General features: G+C 59.3%; 17 protein-coding genes and 1 tRNA gene. 10 read left to right on the forward strand and 8 right to left on the reverse strand.

What is annotated here, in order from left to right; translation table 11 throughout:
* Positions 1 to 34: 34 nt before the first annotated feature.
* Complete coding sequence (locus ACIOTN_RS01160) at positions 35 to 1,132, forward strand: polyprenyl synthetase family protein (RefSeq protein WP_332489060.1); 1,098 nt, start codon at positions 35 to 37, stop codon at positions 1,130 to 1,132.
* 83 nt (positions 1,133 to 1,215) lie between these two features.
* Here the strand turns inward: ACIOTN_RS01160 and ACIOTN_RS01165 are convergent, their stop codons facing one another.
* The 4 genes from ACIOTN_RS01165 to ACIOTN_RS01180 all read right to left on the reverse strand — a co-directional run bounded on the left by ACIOTN_RS01165 (position 1,216) and on the right by ACIOTN_RS01180 (position 3,938).
* Entirely contained in the window at positions 1,216 to 1,386 is a 171-nt protein-coding gene (locus tag ACIOTN_RS01165) for a hypothetical protein (RefSeq protein ID WP_166650716.1), read from the reverse strand.
* Positions 1,387 to 1,569: 183 nt separating this feature from the next.
* A complete protein-coding gene (locus ACIOTN_RS01170) occupies positions 1,570 to 2,082 on the reverse strand; it encodes an HIT family protein (RefSeq protein WP_332489059.1) in 513 nt (170 codons plus the stop codon).
* Entirely contained in the window at positions 2,082 to 2,516 is a 435-nt protein-coding gene (locus tag ACIOTN_RS01175) for a hypothetical protein (protein WP_105656905.1), read from the reverse strand. The genes ACIOTN_RS01170 and ACIOTN_RS01175 overlap by 1 nt, the downstream gene beginning before the upstream one ends.
* 18 nt (positions 2,517 to 2,534) lie before the next feature.
* Complete coding sequence (locus ACIOTN_RS01180; protein WP_332489058.1) at positions 2,535 to 3,938, reverse strand: PucR family transcriptional regulator ligand-binding domain-containing protein; 1,404 nt, start codon at positions 3,936 to 3,938, stop codon at positions 2,535 to 2,537.
* A 114-nt stretch (positions 3,939 to 4,052) separates the two neighbouring features.
* On the opposite strand from ACIOTN_RS01180, the gene ACIOTN_RS01185 reads away from it, so the two are divergent.
* The 3 genes from ACIOTN_RS01185 (at position 4,053) to gabT (ending at position 7,356) form a co-directional block, all read left to right on the forward strand.
* Positions 4,053 to 5,660 (forward strand): sodium-dependent transporter, encoded by a 1,608-nt coding sequence (locus ACIOTN_RS01185; protein ID WP_105656903.1) that lies wholly within the window; start codon positions 4,053 to 4,055, stop codon positions 5,658 to 5,660.
* A gap of 2 nt (positions 5,661 to 5,662) precedes the next feature.
* Complete coding sequence (locus tag ACIOTN_RS01190) at positions 5,663 to 5,806, forward strand: methionine/alanine import family NSS transporter small subunit (RefSeq protein WP_105656902.1); 144 nt, start codon at positions 5,663 to 5,665, stop codon at positions 5,804 to 5,806.
* A 206-nt stretch (positions 5,807 to 6,012) separates the two neighbouring features.
* Positions 6,013 to 7,356, forward strand: coding sequence for a 4-aminobutyrate--2-oxoglutarate transaminase (gabT, locus tag ACIOTN_RS01195; protein ID WP_402734707.1), 1,344 nt, complete (start codon positions 6,013 to 6,015; stop codon positions 7,354 to 7,356).
* Positions 7,357 to 7,450: 94 nt separating this feature from the next.
* Here the strand turns inward: gabT and rarD are convergent, their stop codons facing one another.
* Positions 7,451 to 8,389 (reverse strand): EamA family transporter RarD, encoded by a 939-nt coding sequence (gene rarD, locus ACIOTN_RS01200; protein ID WP_105656900.1) that lies wholly within the window; start codon positions 8,387 to 8,389, stop codon positions 7,451 to 7,453.
* A 238-nt stretch (positions 8,390 to 8,627) separates the two neighbouring features.
* Between rarD and htpX the strand changes: the two genes are divergently transcribed.
* A complete protein-coding gene (htpX, locus tag ACIOTN_RS01205; protein WP_402734708.1) occupies positions 8,628 to 9,506 on the forward strand; it encodes a zinc metalloprotease HtpX in 879 nt (292 codons plus the stop codon).
* Positions 9,507 to 9,700: 194 nt separating this feature from the next.
* Positions 9,701 to 10,318, forward strand: a complete 618-nt coding sequence (locus ACIOTN_RS01210) for a hypothetical protein (RefSeq protein ID WP_402734709.1) — start codon at positions 9,701 to 9,703, stop codon at positions 10,316 to 10,318.
* A 115-nt stretch (positions 10,319 to 10,433) separates the two neighbouring features.
* Here ACIOTN_RS01210 and ACIOTN_RS01215 read toward each other — a convergent pair whose 3' ends face one another.
* Positions 10,434 to 10,922: a YajQ family cyclic di-GMP-binding protein gene (locus ACIOTN_RS01215; protein WP_105656897.1), complete on the reverse strand. Its 489-nt coding sequence runs from the start codon at positions 10,920 to 10,922 to the stop codon at positions 10,434 to 10,436.
* 182 nt (positions 10,923 to 11,104) lie between these two features.
* On the opposite strand from ACIOTN_RS01215, the gene ACIOTN_RS01220 reads away from it, so the two are divergent.
* Positions 11,105 to 11,186: transfer RNA gene (locus ACIOTN_RS01220), tRNA-Tyr, on the forward strand.
* 141 nt (positions 11,187 to 11,327) lie between these two features.
* Positions 11,328 to 11,702, forward strand: coding sequence for a thioredoxin (trxA, locus tag ACIOTN_RS01225; protein WP_105656896.1), 375 nt, complete (start codon positions 11,328 to 11,330; stop codon positions 11,700 to 11,702).
* A 24-nt stretch (positions 11,703 to 11,726) separates the two neighbouring features.
* On the opposite strand, the gene ACIOTN_RS01230 is transcribed toward trxA, so the two are convergent.
* The gene (locus tag ACIOTN_RS01230) at positions 11,727 to 12,689 is read right to left on the reverse strand and encodes a DNA-3-methyladenine glycosylase family protein (RefSeq protein ID WP_402734710.1); all 963 of its coding nucleotides are present in this window, start codon (positions 12,687 to 12,689) and stop codon (positions 11,727 to 11,729) included.
* Positions 12,690 to 12,828: 139 nt separating this feature from the next.
* Between ACIOTN_RS01230 and ACIOTN_RS01235 the strand changes: the two genes are divergently transcribed.
* Positions 12,829 to 14,193: a pyridoxal-phosphate dependent enzyme gene (locus tag ACIOTN_RS01235; RefSeq protein WP_105657076.1), complete on the forward strand. Its 1,365-nt coding sequence runs from the start codon at positions 12,829 to 12,831 to the stop codon at positions 14,191 to 14,193.
* 27 nt (positions 14,194 to 14,220) lie between these two features.
* A complete protein-coding gene (locus tag ACIOTN_RS01240; protein ID WP_388022777.1) occupies positions 14,221 to 15,378 on the forward strand; it encodes a cystathionine gamma-synthase in 1,158 nt (385 codons plus the stop codon).
* Positions 15,379 to 15,466: 88 nt separating this feature from the next.
* On the opposite strand, the gene ACIOTN_RS01245 is transcribed toward ACIOTN_RS01240, so the two are convergent.
* A complete protein-coding gene (locus tag ACIOTN_RS01245; protein WP_133833604.1) occupies positions 15,467 to 15,883 on the reverse strand; it encodes a hypothetical protein in 417 nt (138 codons plus the stop codon).
* Positions 15,884 to 16,031: the final 148 nt, after the last annotated feature.

Raw genomic sequence — 16,031 nt, forward strand, 5'->3', positions numbered from 1 at the left:
CCAACCCGATGAAAGATAAGTAAGCCGTAGAACAGTGACTGATTCGAAGAGCAACTGGACCGCAGCCGGACACGACGTGTCCGACTCGATTGAGCTGAATCCTGAAACCGCTGCATTAGCTGCGGCCATCAATCTTCCCTCGGGCTTCGCTTTGCTGGCCGAGGACCCGGACTTCGGTCCGGCTATTTCCATCGGCATGGCAAAGGTGGAGAAGCTGCTGCGCGACGCGCTGGCCAACTCCGACCCCTTGATCGACGCATCCAGCCGCCACCTCGTTGAGGCCGGAGGCAAGCGAGTGCGTCCCCTGCTGGTGCTGCTGACTTCCCTGCTGGGCGACGGCGTGAATGACGATGTCATCAAGGCCGCTGCCGTAGTGGAACTCACCCACCTGGCAACCCTGTACCACGATGACGTCATGGACTCTGCTCCAATGCGCCGCGGTGCACCAACAGCTCACGAGGTGTGGGGCAACTCGGTGGCGATTCTCGCCGGCGACCTGATCTTCGCCCGTGCATCGGTCTTCGGATCCGAGCTGGGCCCAGAAGCAGTCATGTGGCAGTCGCGCACCTTCGAGCGCTTGTGCCTCGGACAGCTGCATGAATCCATCGGCCCGCGCGAGGGCGACGATGCCATCGAGCACCACATCCAGGTAATCAGCGACAAGACCGCGTCGCTGCTCTCCACCTCCGGAGCCTTCGGCGCCCGTTTCGGTGGCGCCCCGCAGTACATTGAGGTACTGCGCGAGTATGGCGAAAAGGTTGGCGTTGCCTTCCAGGTCGCCGATGACGTGATCGACTTGGCATCCACGGAAGCCGACTCGGGCAAGACTCCGGGCACCGATTTGCGTGAAGGCGTGCCGACCTTGCCAATTCTGCTGCTGCGCCAGGCAGCAGCCGAGGGCGACGCGCAAGCGCAGCAGGCTGTCGAACTGGTTGATGCGGATCTGGCCACCGATGAAGCACTGGCGGCCGCTGTGGAAGCTGTCACCTCGCACCAGGCAATCCATGATGCATGGAAGGCCGCACGCCAGTGGGCCGATGACGCGATTGCCGTCTTGGCCCCACTGCCCGAGGGCACCGTGAAGCAGGCGCTGATTTCCTTCGCGGATGCGGTTGTTACCCGCGAAGCCTAGGCAAGCTCGAACAAGCAAAACCCCGGAAGACTGCAAAGGTCTTCCGGGGTTCTGTTTTGCCCGCGGCTGCTGCCAGATCCCTGCTAGAGCTGGTCGTTGCAGTTCTGCCCGTCGTCGGTTGACGCTTTACTCCCAGGACGATTCTTGCTGGCGGTAAAGAATCTGACGGCGAGAATGACCAGGCCAATGGCCACGAGGGCCGGGATGATGTAGAAAATAATCAGTTCGTAGGTATTCGGGACCAGGGGATTCATGTCTTCATCTTATGAAGGTCCTGACAGATGCAGTACCACCTCAGTGATGATATTCCTGTAAACCGGGAGCATGGCCCTAGTGCTGAGCGGAAAATGCCTGAGGTCTCCCATAAGTGGCAAGCAGGCCCCGGCAACGAATTCTCGTTCCCGGGGCCCGCGCGCGCCAGCGTCATGCCCTCGTGCTTATCGGACGATGTTCTCCGGGACCAGCGGCTGCGGATGCTCGGGGGAAAAGAGCGCTTGGCGCAGCTGCTGCGCTTTGCCGGCCCGATCCTGGATCGATACCCGGTGGCGCAGCTGCCGATAGAGCTCGTCATCGGCGTAGCGCGGGAAAACGTGCTGATGGTAATGCCAAACATGCTGATTGCCCGCAGGCTCATTATGCTGCCGAGTGCTCGTGCCTTCGGGATTCCAGGCGAGCTTCATCGCCAAGGCAACGCGCTTGGTCTCCCGCATGATCGCGGCGCCGGTCTGCTCGTCCAGATCGTAGAGCGCTTCCAGGTGCGCGGTCGGAATGATCATCACGTGCCCGCCGTAATTGCCGAACCCATCACAAGCCATGATTGCTGCCACCAGATCTGTCTGGTAGATCAGATCCGTGGGCGCGCACAAGTTGTCCAGGCTGAAAGGCTGGTCGTTGACCAGCTCGCAGAAGGGACACTGGTAGTTGGCTGGTTCATGGGAACGGTGGATCACTAGTCCTCCAATTCGGCGGCCAGCTCTTCAAACACCCAGGTGTACATGTCCAGGGTGAATTCGCTGAAGGTGCCTTCCTCGCTGGTCCATTTTCCCTTGGCATTGCTGCGGCGGTAGACGATTGGATCCGGAACATCGAGCTGGGATGCCTTGAAGCCCCACACGAACTTCTCTTCCTCATCTTCCAGGAACAGGAGGTAGCCGTCTTCGATTTCCAGTTCTTCAGGGTCGAAGAAGTAGTGGTAGGCCTCCATGAAATCCTCATTGTTGCCCAGAGCACGATAGAACTCTTCAAGGACAAATGGAATTGAAACCTCGGACTGCGCCAGCCCTTCGCGCAATTCTTCGGCGCTCAAGCCATCGGCTTCGTTCCACTGGTCTTCCAAGTACTTGGGAACCAGGGAACAGAACTTCTCTAGAAACATGTCTGCCATGTCTTTATCCTATCGAGATTAGCCCAGCTCAAGGGCACTCAACGCGATCCAGAGCTGGACTCGGTCGCTAGTCACATTAGGGTCGTAGCCAGAAAGATCGGAAATCTGCTGGATCCGGTAGCGCACCGTATTGCGGTGCAGGCCCAAGGACTCGGCCACTGCCCCCACCGAGCCATCGCGGTTGAGGTATTCACGCAAGGTCAGCAATAGGTCAGAATCGTGGGAGGCGTCGAATTCCTGCAACGGGCCCAGGGCTTCGATGGCCAAATCCTGCAGCGGAACATCGTGGGCGGCGAGCAAGAGCGAGGTGAGAGAAAGCTTGGTGGGTTCGTTGACCCGCTCTCCGTGGCGCAGGGACTCCAGGGCCTCGAAGTAGCTCCAGCGGATGCCGGTGGTATTCGGGTAGCGCCCGCCGTAGCCCACCCGAGCCGGAAGGCCGGCCGCGAGCAGATACTCATCGAGGTGCTTGATGGACAGCTGCAGCTTGCTGTGCGCGACAATGATCGCCAAGCGGCCATCTATGATGGCTGAGACCTGCGAGGACAGATCTGCGGGCAGTGGCAGAGTTTGCAAACGCTCGACCTGTGATGGAGCCTGCACCAGGATGACCGAGTGCTCACGCTGGGTATTCAAGCCAAGTGCCCCAAGGCGGCCAGCGGCATCGGCGCCAACCAGGGCGCCAGTGGCGAGGTCCTCGAGCACCTGGCCGGTGGCATGGCGCTGCGAGGCGCGCAGGCGGGATTTATTGGCCAGTTCCAGCCCGATCAGCGACTGCGCGTAATCGACTACTGGATGGTGGACATAGGGTTCTGCAATATGCAGGGTGCACTTATCACGCAGGCCCGTGGCCACTGGGCGCTCATTCCAGGAACGTGCAGGGTCATAGTCCCCGCTGATCACTTCGCCGTGCAGGGTCAGCGCTACCTGGGTGCCGAGCATTCGCTCGAGTTCCTCGAGCATGCTGTCCAGATCCGAGGAAAGCAGCGTCTGGGCCAGCTTCTGGTGGGATTTCAACAGACTTTCAACACGCTTGAGATGGTCGGAATTCAGTGCTTCGGCGATCAGCCGGGTAATTGCGGCAAAGGGTATCTGATAGGGCACCTCGAAGACAGGAAGCCCTACTTCGCGGGCGGCTTCAACGGTCGCTTGCGGTACTGAAGCGTGTTCCAGACCTGTACCGAAACCTAAAGCGACGGCATCGTTGGCCGCAAGGACTTTGACGAACTGCCGCTGTGCGGCTTTTGTCTTCTGGCGCACGCCGGTGGTCAACACAATTTCTCGCCCGGTCAGGAACTGCGACGGGTCAAGCAGCTCGGTCACCGCGCCCCAGGTGATGACCATGCCATCGCGGTGGGTGTGTTCAGTCAGCGGTCGAAGATCGAGCTCGTCATGTTCCAGAAGACCGCGTAAACTAATTGCCATATAGCCATTCTAGAGGGATGGCGAAAAGTTCCCGATTTAGCAATATGCTCAAAATGTGGACACGCGACCCCTAGAAATGACCACAATGTGAAAGTTTTGCAGTAGCTTAGACACATGAGCACTCCATCTTCATCACAGGGCGCTCCACTCGCAACCGAGAAGCGTGAGACTTTCAGCTCCCGAAAGTTGTTCATCCTTTCAGCGATTGGTTCGGCCGTTGGTCTGGGAAACATCTGGCGTTTCCCTTACGTCGCCTACGAAAACGGCGGCGGCGCATTCTTGATCCCATACCTGGTCGCAATTCTCTGCGCCGGTATTCCGTTGCTGTTCCTCGACTACTCCATCGGCCACCGCTACCGCGGCTCTGCTCCGCTGGCGTACCGCCGGGCCAACCGCAAGGCCGAGGTCCTGGGCTGGTGGCAGGTACTGATCTGCTTCATCATCGCCATCTACTACGCGGCCATCATTGCGTGGGCGGCCATGTACTGCTGGTTCTCCATCACCAAGGCTTGGGACAAGAACGCCGACGGCGCCGCCGGGTTCTTCATGAACGACTTCCTCAAGGTCTCGGAAAACGTCAACGTCGGCTTCGACTTCGTCGGCAACATCTTCATCCCGATGTTCTTCGTTTGGCTGGTGACCATCGTGATCATGGTCGCCGGTGTGAACAAGGGTATTTCCCGGGCAAACGCCGTCTTCATGCCGCTGCTTATCGTCATGTTCCTGATTCTGGTAGTCCAGTCGGTCTTCCTGCCGGGAGCTATCGATGGCCTGAACGCATTCTTCACCCCTGACTTCGCGGCACTGTCAAACCCTGCGGTGTGGGCTGCGGCCTTCGGGCACATCTTCTTCTCGCTGTCCGTGGCTTTCGGCATCATGGTGACGTACTCGTCGTACATGAAGCGCAAGAGCGATCTGACCGGTTCGGGCTACGTTGTTGCCTTTGCCAACTCAAGCTTCGAACTGCTTGCAGGTATCGGCGTGTTCGCGGCGCTTGGCTTCATGGCCTACAACGCCGGCAGCTCTGTGGACGAAGTTGCCACCTCCGGCATCGGCCTGGCCTTCATTGCCTTCCCGACCATCGTTTCCGAGGCGCCCCTGGGCGCGCTAATCGGTGTGCTGTTCTTCGGTTCGCTGGTCTTCGCTGGCCTGACATCGCTGATTTCCATCCTTGAAGTTATCGTGGCAGCTTTCCAGGACAAGCTGGGCTGGAAGCGTGTTCCGGCGACCCTGGTCGTGGGAATTCCTGTGGCCCTGGTTTCGCTGGTGCTGTTCCCGACCACCACGGGCCTGTATCTGCTGGACACCATGGACGCTTTCGTGAACCAATTCGGCATCCTGGCCTGTGCTTTGGTCATGGTGATCGTCTTCGGTGCAGGCCTGGGCATGCTGCCTAAGCTGGCCAAGCACCTGAACCGCCACAGTTCCATCAAGCTGGGTACCGGTTGGAAGGTCCTGGTTGGCGGCATCGGCCCAGCAGCTTTGGGCTACATGCTGATCAATGAAATCCAGAGCAAGATGGCTGAGTCCTACAGCGGTTACCCGGTTTGGTTCAACGGTGTCTTCGGTTGGGGCATGGCTGGAGCGCTGATTGTTGGCGCAGTCCTGCTGTCGCTGGTTCCATGGAGCAAGAACTCGAAGATCGATGATCCCGAATTCGACCAGCATCGTGCGAATGTCGAGGCGGAAGAAGTTCCTGAAGCTTCCGGAAAGGAATACTAGCCATGAGCGCTATCGCGATTGTCTTCATGATTATTTCCATGCTCACCATCTGGGGCGGCCTGGCGATCTCGTTGATCAGCCTGAACCGCCACCCTGAAAAGCACGACGACGATGTGATCGAGCCAGCTGGCTCGGCAGGCAACTAGAACCTGCAAGCAGCATCTGGATCGAAGGCCTCTTCGTTTCAAGCCCCGGCTTGGAATGAAGAGGCCTTTTCCTGTGCAGATGCACTATGCGACACGAAACGTGTTGTGCCGATCCGCGTAGTGGCCGGGCAGCCGGGAGAATACTCTCTAGTTATAGAGACAACAGGGCCAGTGAGCTCACGAATAAGTTATGGAAGGACAATCACATGGACGTTACCTACCGCATTGACCAGAAGCGCAAGATCAATGGTCCGTTCCCCGGCCCGAAGTCGCAGGAACTGACCGCACGCCGAGCCAAAGCAGTTGCTGCCGGCGTAGCTTCCAGCCTGCCGGTGTACGCGGCAGAGGTTGATGGCGGCATCATTGTCGATGTCGATGGCAACCAGCTGATTGACCTGGGCTCCGGCATCGCCGTAACGACCATTGGCGCCTCGAATCAGGCAGTAGCCAAAGCCGTCGCCGAACAGGCCGCGCGCTTCACCCACACCTGCTTCATGGTCGCTCCGTACGAGAACTACATCGAGCTAGCCGAGAAGCTGGCTGCCATCACTCCGGGCAACTTCGAGAAGCGTGCAGTCTTCTTCAACTCCGGTGCCGAAGCGGTAGAGAACGCCATCAAGGTAGCCCGCATTGCCACCGGCCGCCAGGCAGTAGTCGCCTTCGACCACGCCTACCATGGCCGCACCAACCTCACCATGGGCTTGACCGCCAAGGCCGCCCCATACAAGCGCGGCTTCGGCCCACTGGCACCGGAGATCTACCGCATGCCAATGAGCTACCCATACCGCGAAGAGAACCCGAACATCTCCGGCAAGGAAGCAGCCGAGCGCGCGATCCTGGCCATGGAAAAGCAGATCGGCGGCGACCAGATCGCTGCGATCATCATCGAGCCGATCCAGGGCGAGGGCGGCTTCATCGTTCCGGCCACTGGCTTCCTGCCGCGCATCGCCGAATGGGCCAAGGAAAACGGCATTGTCTTCGTTGCTGACGAAGTCCAGGCAGGCTTCGCACGCTCTGGTGCTTGGTTCGCCTCGGACATCGAAGGCATTGAGCCTGACATCATCACCCTGGCCAAGGGCATCGCCGGCGGCATGCCGCTGTCTGGCATTATCGGCCGTGCCGAACTGCTGGATTCGGTGCACGGTGGCGGCCTGGGCGGCACCTACGGCGGCAACCCGGTTGCTGTGGCCGCGGCTCTGGAATCCATCAAGTTCATGGAAGAGCAGGACTTGGCGGGCCGCGCCCGCGAGATCGAAGAGAAGTTCTTCACCCGCTTCGGTGCGCTGCAGAAGGACATCAAGGAAATGGGCGACATCCGTGGCCGTGGCGGCATGGTCGCAATGGAATTCGTCAAGGCTGGTGGCAAGGAGCCGGACGCCGAGCTGACCAAGGCCATCGCAGCCGAATGCCTGGCCCAGGGCGTCTTGATCCTCACCTGCGGCACCTACGGCAACGTGGTTCGCCTCTTGCCTCCGCTGGTGATCGGCGACGAGCTGCTCGAAGATGCATTCAACGTATTGGAAGATGCGATCCGCAAGGCTGTCGCCTAAGTAGCTCAAAACTGGTCCTAAACAGCGAATGCCTCGAACCTCCCACGGGAGATTCGAGGCATTCGCTGTATCGGCGGTGAGTGCAACCGGGCGTTCAGACCAACTTTTTCGGTTCCGGCATGGAGCCAATGCGTGGAGTTCGCATCATGTCCACGAGCACGAAGAGCACCGCAACCCATACCAAGGCGAAACCAACCCAGCGTTCGAATGGCATGTGCTCGCCAAAGACCAGCAGGCCTAGGATGAACTGCAAGAGCGGGGCGAGGAATTGCAATGAGCCCAAGGTGCTCAAAGGCAGGCGGCGAGCCGCGCCCCCGAAGAGCAAGAGCGGAACGGCGGTGATGATGCCGCTCGCTGCCAAAAGCGAGAGGCCAGGAACATCAGCCGAGAACAGCGCAGACTTCCCGTCAACGGCCAGCCAAACCAGATAGCCGATGGCCAACGGGGTCAGCCAGACGGTTTCAATGGTCAAGGACCCCAGCGCAGTTCCGCTTTGGCCCACTTTGTTCTTCACCAGGCCATAGAAGCCAAAGGAGAAAGCCAAGCCGAGGGAAATCCAAGGGACCTGTCCCAAGCCGATCGTCAAGACAAGTACAGCAACGGTGGCTATGGCAACAGCGATCCATTGCAGCCGACGCAATTTTTCTTTCAGGACGACGACACCCAGAAGGATTGCCACAATTGGGTTGATGAAGTAGCCCAGCGAGGCTTCCAGCACATGTCCGGTCAAGACCGCCAGTGCATAGAGAGTCCAGTTAGCTGCAATCAGAACACTAGCCAGTCCCAACTGCCAGATGGTCTTGGAATCCTTGAACATCGCAAGGAACTGCTTGACCTGGCGCGTGAACGCCAGCAGCAGCAGGCAGAAAACCAGCGAGAAGATCACGCGAACGCCAACGAATTCGAAGGCCGAGATGTCAGGCAGCAATAGGAAGTAAGCCGGGAGCATGCCCCAAATCAGGTACGCGGCGGTGCCTTGGATCAGTCCGTAGCTATGTTCTGAACGGATCGGTTTAGCGGTACTTACGGACATGCAGGGCGCACACTTTCAGAAACAAAATGGATCATGGGAGCGGCCCACCGGGAAACAAGTTGTGGAACCGCATCTTAAAACTACAACGTTCCCGCCGTCTGGATATTCCCCAGGGCCGGCGGTGCCTGCCATTGCACGCGGCACTGTGATATTTTCACCGGAACATAAATAGAATTCCAGTCGTTGACTAGACTAGAGAACACCAACTTGGTTTGCTTCATTGAGGGAGTGCATCGCCGTGCATGGACATAACAACGGACTCAAAACCGCCTTTTTGATGGGCGGAATGTTTGCCCTGCTGCTGGCCATTGGCTCGCTGATATCTGCGGGCACCGGCCGTTCAATGTTCATCTGGATATTTGCCTTGATCGGCCTCGGAACTACCGCCTACAGCTATTGGAATAGCGACAAGCTGGCTCTGCGCTCGATGCACGCCTACCCGGTCAGCGAAGCGGAACAGCCGGGAATGTACCGAATCGTGCGTGAGCTGTCGACGAACGCGCAGCAACCGATGCCGCGACTGTACGTTTCGCCAACCACTTCGCCGAACGCCTTTGCCACCGGCCGCAACCCGCAGAATTCGGCGGTGTGCTGCACCGAAGGCATCCTGCAGTTGCTGAACGAACGCGAATTGCGCGGGGTGCTGGGCCACGAGCTGATGCATGTCTACAACCGGGACATCCTCACTTCTTCGGTCGCCGCCGCGGTTGCGGGCGTCATCACCTCCGTTGCCCAGTTCCTGATGTTCTTCGGCGGCGGCAACAGCAATGACAACCGCGGGGTGAATCCGATCGCCTTGATTGCCCTTTCCCTGCTGGCGCCACTGGCAGCGTCGATCATCCAGATGGCCGTGAGCCGCACCCGCGAATATGATGCAGACGAGGACGGAGCCAAGCTGACCAATGACCCGCTGGCGTTGGCGAGCGCGCTTCGGAAACTGGAATCGGGGATTACGCAGGCTCCGCTGGCTTCCAACGACCAGAAGCTGGTCAACAGCTCGCACCTGATGATCGCCAATCCATTCGGCTCGCGCCTCAAGCGCATGTTCTCCACCCACCCGCCAATGGAGGATCGCATCGCACGGCTTGAAGCGATGGCTGGCGGACGCGGATACTAAGTGCCAAACAGCTCCTGGGCTAAAGGCCGCATCTCATATGGAGATGCGGCCTTTAGCTTGTTTTGGGCCTTTACCGTTGAACTAATAGTTACTTCCCCTCCTACTAAAGGATGAGGCGATAATCCTCGTCCCCCCTAGTCAACCCAGGATAGGCTGATCGTAGCGGCACCGAAAAGAAGACCCTCTGCCGTCTGATGATGGAGCAAGGAACAAGGATGCGAGACGACGACGCGGCACTTCTGCCCAGGCTTGGGGATGCCATAGCCGGTCAACTGGCCACCGGAACGGTCAAAGGATTGGCTTGCCTGCTTGCGGCCTGGATTTGCTCATCATGGATTGCCCTCCACACTGCTTTCGGCACATTCGCTATCGCGCTGGCGATCTCGTATCTCCTCTCGGAAATCCTCGGCGCCATCATCGTTCGACCGATTGTCCTGAAAGAACGCCGTCCCAACCCCGGGGGAGTGCTGTACGTCGTCCTTCCATTCGTGGTGTCCATCGTGGTCAGCTTTGCTGCGGCCTATGCAGTTACCAGCTCATTGCGTGATAGCAGTTTTGTGACAGTGCTCGTTGCCGCATGCAACGCCGCTGAGATCCTCTGGATCAAACCATGGGTGCCGGGACCTTCGCCGGAAGAGATGGCCGCGAAGTTCAATGAATTCAAAGCCATGACCCAGGACCACTTCGCTGATGATGTTGCTGATATCAAGCGGCGGGCCAGGGAAAGGACTCGTGAACAGTACTACGCGAAGAAGGCCCGCGAAGAAGCAAAGAGGCTGAAGAAGCAGAAGCGCGACGAGGATCAGCGCTGATCCTTCCCGGGTCCATGATCCAGTGGTGCGCAGAATGGCAGCGAGGGCTGTTTCCCATGGTGAATGGGAAACAGCCCTCGCTGTGTATCACGTGATTTCTAACGCTGGGTCAGTCCTAGCGGAAGTTCACGAACTGCAGATCCGCTTCTTCGAAGTCGCGCAGCAGAGCCATGGTGGCCTGCAGGTCATCGCGGGACTTGGAAGAGACGCGCAGCTCGTCACCCTGAATGGTTGACTTGATGCCCTTAGGCGCCTCATCGCGAATCAGCTTGTTGATCTTCTTGGCGACATCCTGGGCAATGCCCTCCTTGATGCTTGCCTCGATGCGGTATTCCTTGCCGGATGCAAATGGCTCGCCGGCATCCAATGACTTCAGGGAAATGCCGCGCTTGACCAGCTTGGACTGGAAAACATCCAGTACTGCGTTGACGCGCTCTTCCGAGTTGGCCTTCATCAGGATTTTCTCGCCGCTGAAATCAACTTCAGCGCCAACGCCCTTGAAGTCGTAGCGCTGGGCAATTTCCTTCTGGGCCTGGTTCATCGCGTTGGCGACTTCCTGGCTATCAACCTTGCTTACGACGTCGAATGTGGAATCACTAGCCATGTGAATACTCCTAGTTGAAACGGGTCTGATTCGCTTCATAGCCTACCGGTTTTGCCCCCTGGATTTGGGGTGTGATCAGGCTTACAGCAAAAATGCCCCTCTCGATTTAACAACATCGAAAAACTCCTGTAGAGTTATTTCTCGTTCCGACAAGAGCAAATGTTCTTGAAGCGAACGTACTCGGCAGATTACCCGAGTGGCCAAAGGGGGCTGACTGTAAATCAGCTGGCAACGCCTTCACTGGTTCGAATCCAGTATCTGCCACAAAATAACTCCCGGATCCCAGGATCCGGGAGTTTTTTGCATGCGGAAGGAATGCACGGCAACCCGGATCTTTCCTATTCCCGGTTCCGAACAAGATCACCTTTCTACGTATTTCAAATAAGGATCGGCTACCGTATAACCATGGCAACGAAAAATGTGAGCGAAGACGACTTCGCGAAGTTGATTGAAGACAACGACATCGTCCTCGTGGACTTCTGGGCTGACTGGTGCGGGCCGTGCAAGCAGTTTGCACCGGTTTACGACCAGACCTCGGACAAGTTCAGCGACGTCGTTTTTGCCAAGGTGGATACCGAAGCTGAGCAGGGCCTGGCACGTGCAGCTAACGTGACCTCGATTCCTACCATCATGGCGTTCCGCGAACAGGTCCTCGTGTTCTCGCAGGCTGGTGCGTTGAACCAGACCCAGCTCGAAGATCTCGTCACCGCGGTCAAGGGCATTGACATGAGCGAAGTGCACAAGCAGATCGCCGAGGAAGCCGCGCAGGCTGATTCCTAAGAACCATTAGAGGCTTCGGGCTCCTTACCTCCGCCGGTGATCCAGCGGTGCGTAACGGGGCCCGAAGCTTTGTTTTTTCTGCCCCGAAAGCACCAGCAAGCGCACTACGCGTTGACGGTGCGGGGCGTATGGCGCCAATAGCTCCAGCATCTGCCCATCGCTGATTCGGCAACCGGTAAGCACCTGGCCCACGAAATCAGCCAGATGGAAATCTCCCACCGAAATATGGTCACTGGATCCGTGGGAGCGCTGCAGGGTTTCGGCAATTGTCCAGGGACCAATGCCCGGCACCGAACCCAAGGCGGCTTCCAAGGTGCCCGGAGCCTTGGCGGTGGGCCGTGCATGGTCCATTGGCTTCTCTGCCCACCACTGCAAACTGCCGGCAACCTGCAGCAGGCGTGCCATGGTGTTAGCCCGCTGTCCTTCAACGCGCGCCTTTTGCCAGTCCCAGCGCCTCATCGAGGCTAGCTTTTGCGGTCCGGGGAAAATCATCAGGCCCTCGGGAGCCGGACCCGGAGCCCGCTGTCCCAGGTGGCGGATCAGCCAGCGCCAGGCATAATTCGCTTCAATCCCGGTCACCCGCTGTTCCAGGATCGCCCCGGCGGCGTGCTCAAAGATCCTGCCGGTACTGGGCAGAACGAAATCTGGATGCTCGACGCGGGTGCGCGCGATAATTTCCGGGAACTTTCCTTCTTTGATCCTCGCGTCGAAATCGCTCCAGTCATCGAGCGCCCCTAGAAGGTTCGGAGCTGAGCCGATGGCCCAGTGGGCTCCGGGACCCCATGCTCGAAACATTGCCGGGGCGGTGGGCGCGGGCTTGCTGATTTGCAGCGTGGCATCTCCGAACGGTGTTCCAAAGGCCAGCCATGCTTCGCTCTGGGACAGGCGGATGGTCGGATCTCCCAGTCCCCGGCGCAGGATTCCCAAAGTCTTGAGCAAGGACACGGGGCGGTGCGGATCGTAATCGGCGCTCAACGGCTTCTCCATGAATCGCATCCTATAGCCTCGTGCCTGCAGTAGCTTGCGGCAGGCTTGCCTAGCACTGATGAAAAGTGCCCGTCCACTGCGTGACGTTTCGCTACGTGCCGGAACGACATGTATGACAACCGCCGGTAAAGTTCTTGACATGAAGTATGCGTCCACAGTCCTAGATCTGATCGGCAATACCCCTTTGGTGAAGCTCAATCGAGTCACCGAGGGGATCAAAGCCACTGTATTGGTGAAGCTTGAATACTTGAATCCGGGTGGTTCCATCAAGGACCGCATCGCATTGAAGATGGTCGAGCGCGCCGAAGAATCCGGCCAGCTCAAGCCCGGCGGAACCATCGTGGAACCAACCAGCGGCAACACCGGTGTCGGCTTGGCCATGGTGGGCCAGCTCAAGGGCTACAACACCATCTTCGTCACCCCGGATAAGGTCGGCGAGGAAAAGCGCGACGTACTGCGCGCCTACGGTGCCAAGGTAGTAGTCACCCCAACCGCGGTGGCCCCGGATTCCCCTCAGTCCTACTACGGCGTATCGGACCGCCTGGTTACCGAGATCGACGGCGCCTACAAGCCCGACCAGTTCTCCAACCCGGCAGCACCCGACAGCCACTTCGAAACCACCGGACCGGAAATCTGGAACGACACCGACGGCAAGCTGACCCATGCGGTCATCAGCGCAGGAACCGGCGGCACCATCACCGGCACCGGACGCTACCTCAAGCAGGTTTCCGCCGGCCGCGCCTCGGGCCCGGTCAAGATCATTGCCGCTGACCCGGATGGCTCGGTCTACTCCGGTGGCACCGGACGCCCATACTTCGTCGAGGGCGTCGGTGAAGATATGTGGCCAGGGAACTACGACCCATCCGTGCCGGATGCCGTGGAACCAGTCACCGACGCTGAGGCTTTTGAAATGACCCGCCGGTTGGCCAAGGAAGAAGGCCTGCTGCTGGGCGGTTCTTCGGGCATGGCAGTGGTCGCCGCGCTGCGTGCAGCCAAGGACCTGGGCGAAGACGACATAGTTGTCGTGATCGCCCCGGATGGCGGCCGCGGCTACCTGGCCAAGATCTTCAACGACCAGTGGATGCTGGACCAGGGCTTCACCACCGATGAATACTCCGCCTTGGACTTCATCGGCGCGGCACTTGCCAAGCAGGGCACCACCACGGTGGCTTTGGATACAACCCTGGCCGAAGCGGCCAAGGCACTGCGCGAGCAGGGCGATGACGCACTGGTCGTGTCCACTTCGCCGCTGCCAGCGCGTATCGGCGAGATCCGCGGTGTCATTGGCGCGGGGGACATTACCGACGCACTGCTGGCTGGCGCAGAACCAACCAGTACGCTGGCAGACCTGGGCGACTTGGCCAAGCCATTCATCGGCACCGCAGACACCCCGGAACATGCACAGGAACTGCTCAAGAGCCACCCGGCCGTACTGCTGACCAAGGGCGGCGAAGTGATCGCCGCGGCTACCGCAGCCGATCTCTTGGCCTACTCCACCCGCTAGAGACAACACCTCAAAGGATTGATATCGATGACTGAAAACCATCAGGGAGCAAACACCCGCTTTGTCCATGCGGGCCAGGAATTCGAACCGGTCACCGGCGCGGTAGTTCCGCCGCTGCACTTCTCCTCGACCTACGCGCAGGACGGCATTGGCGGCCTGCGCAACGGCTACGAGTACGGCCGCGGCACCAACCCGACCCGCGACGCGCTGCAGGCGCAGCTGGCCGGCGCAGAATTCGGCACCCACGCCTTCTCCTTCGGCTCCGGCCTGGCCGCCGAGGACTCGCTGATCCGTGCGATCCTGCGTCCGGGCGATCACATTGTGCTGGGCAACGACGCCTACGGTGGAACCTTCCGCCTGATTGACCGTGTGCTGGGCGACTGGGGCATCGGCAACACCCCGGTGAACATGGCTGACGAAGCAGCCCTGGCTGCCGCTATCGAAAAGAACAAGGCCAAGCTGGTGTGGGTTGAAACCCCTTCGAACCCGATGATGACCATCACCGACATCGCCAAGGTCGCTGAAATCGCCCATGCTGCCGGCGCATTGCTGGTCGTGGACAACACCTTCGCCAGCCCATTCCTGCAGCAGCCGCTGACCCTGGGTGCTGACATCGTGGTCCACTCGACCACCAAGTACATCGGCGGCCACTCCGATGTGGTGGGCGGTGCGGTGATCGTCAAGGATGCGCAGCTGGCAGAAAAGATCGGCTTCATCCAGTTCGCTGTGGGTGCCGTCTCGGGCCCGATGGACGCCTTCTTGACCACCCGCGGCCTGAAGACCCTGGGCGTTCGCATGCGCGCCCACTCGGAGAACGCCGCACAGGTTGCCGGGTGGCTGCGTGAGCGCAGCGAAGTCGAGCGCGTGCTCTACCCGGGCTTCGAAGACCACCCGGGCCACGAGATTGCCAAGAAGCAGATGTCAGGCTTCGGCGGCATGGTGTCCGTCCAGTTCACCGGCGGAGAATCGGCGGCCCGCAAGATTGCCGAGAGCACCAAGCTTTTCACCTTGGCAGAATCCCTGGGCGGCATCGAATCGCTGATGAACTACCCGTCGGAGATGACCCACGCTTCGGTGAAGGGTACCGAGCTGGCGGTTCCGGTGAACCTGTTGCGCCTGTCCGTTGGCATCGAGGACCCTGCGGATTTGATTGAAGATCTGGAGAAGGCCTTCGCCAACCTGTGAGAACCAAGCGCAAAGGACCTGGGTTCCGCTGCCCGCAAAGGGCAACGGAACCCAGGTCCTTGGTGCTTTGAACGAAGTTCCGGGTCGGCTACCGGCGGCGCTTGGCCGGTTTGGGGTCTACGATCTTGAAATACCTGTTGCTCGCTGGCATCCACATCAGGGCCACGCTGAACATGATGATGGCCGCCAACAGCGAATAGCGGCCGAATCGCAGCAACAGCGGCAGCGCGGTAATCAGGCCCAACCAGGACAGCTGGGCGCGCGCGGCCCGATCTCCGGTGAATAAGCGGTAACCCAGCACACAGCAGGCAAGGCCGGCAGCGGCGAAAAAGATCATCAGCGCAATGGCTCCGAAATCCAGCGCGGAATCCTGGATATGCTCGTAAGCCAGGAAGCCTCCGAAGCCGAGAAAAAGCACTCCGGCTAGGAGCCATAGCATTTGGGCGATGAACAATCCGCCTGGGGTGGGCTCATCTGGACGTCGCGGAAAAAGTGGTTTCTTCACGTTCTCAACCCTACGTGCTTCGGTGCGGTGCCCGATCTCACACGCTCTCGACACTGACAATAGTGGCCTGTTCAAGCTAGCATTAAGTGTTCGCGAACATCAGGGTATCCCTCTCGCATCCAGCCCAATTTTTGAGGCCGGAGCCTTC

This window comes from Glutamicibacter sp. NPDC087661, assembly GCF_044743275.1.
In the GTDB taxonomy this organism is placed as follows: Bacteria; Actinomycetota; Actinomycetes; order Actinomycetales; family Micrococcaceae; genus Glutamicibacter.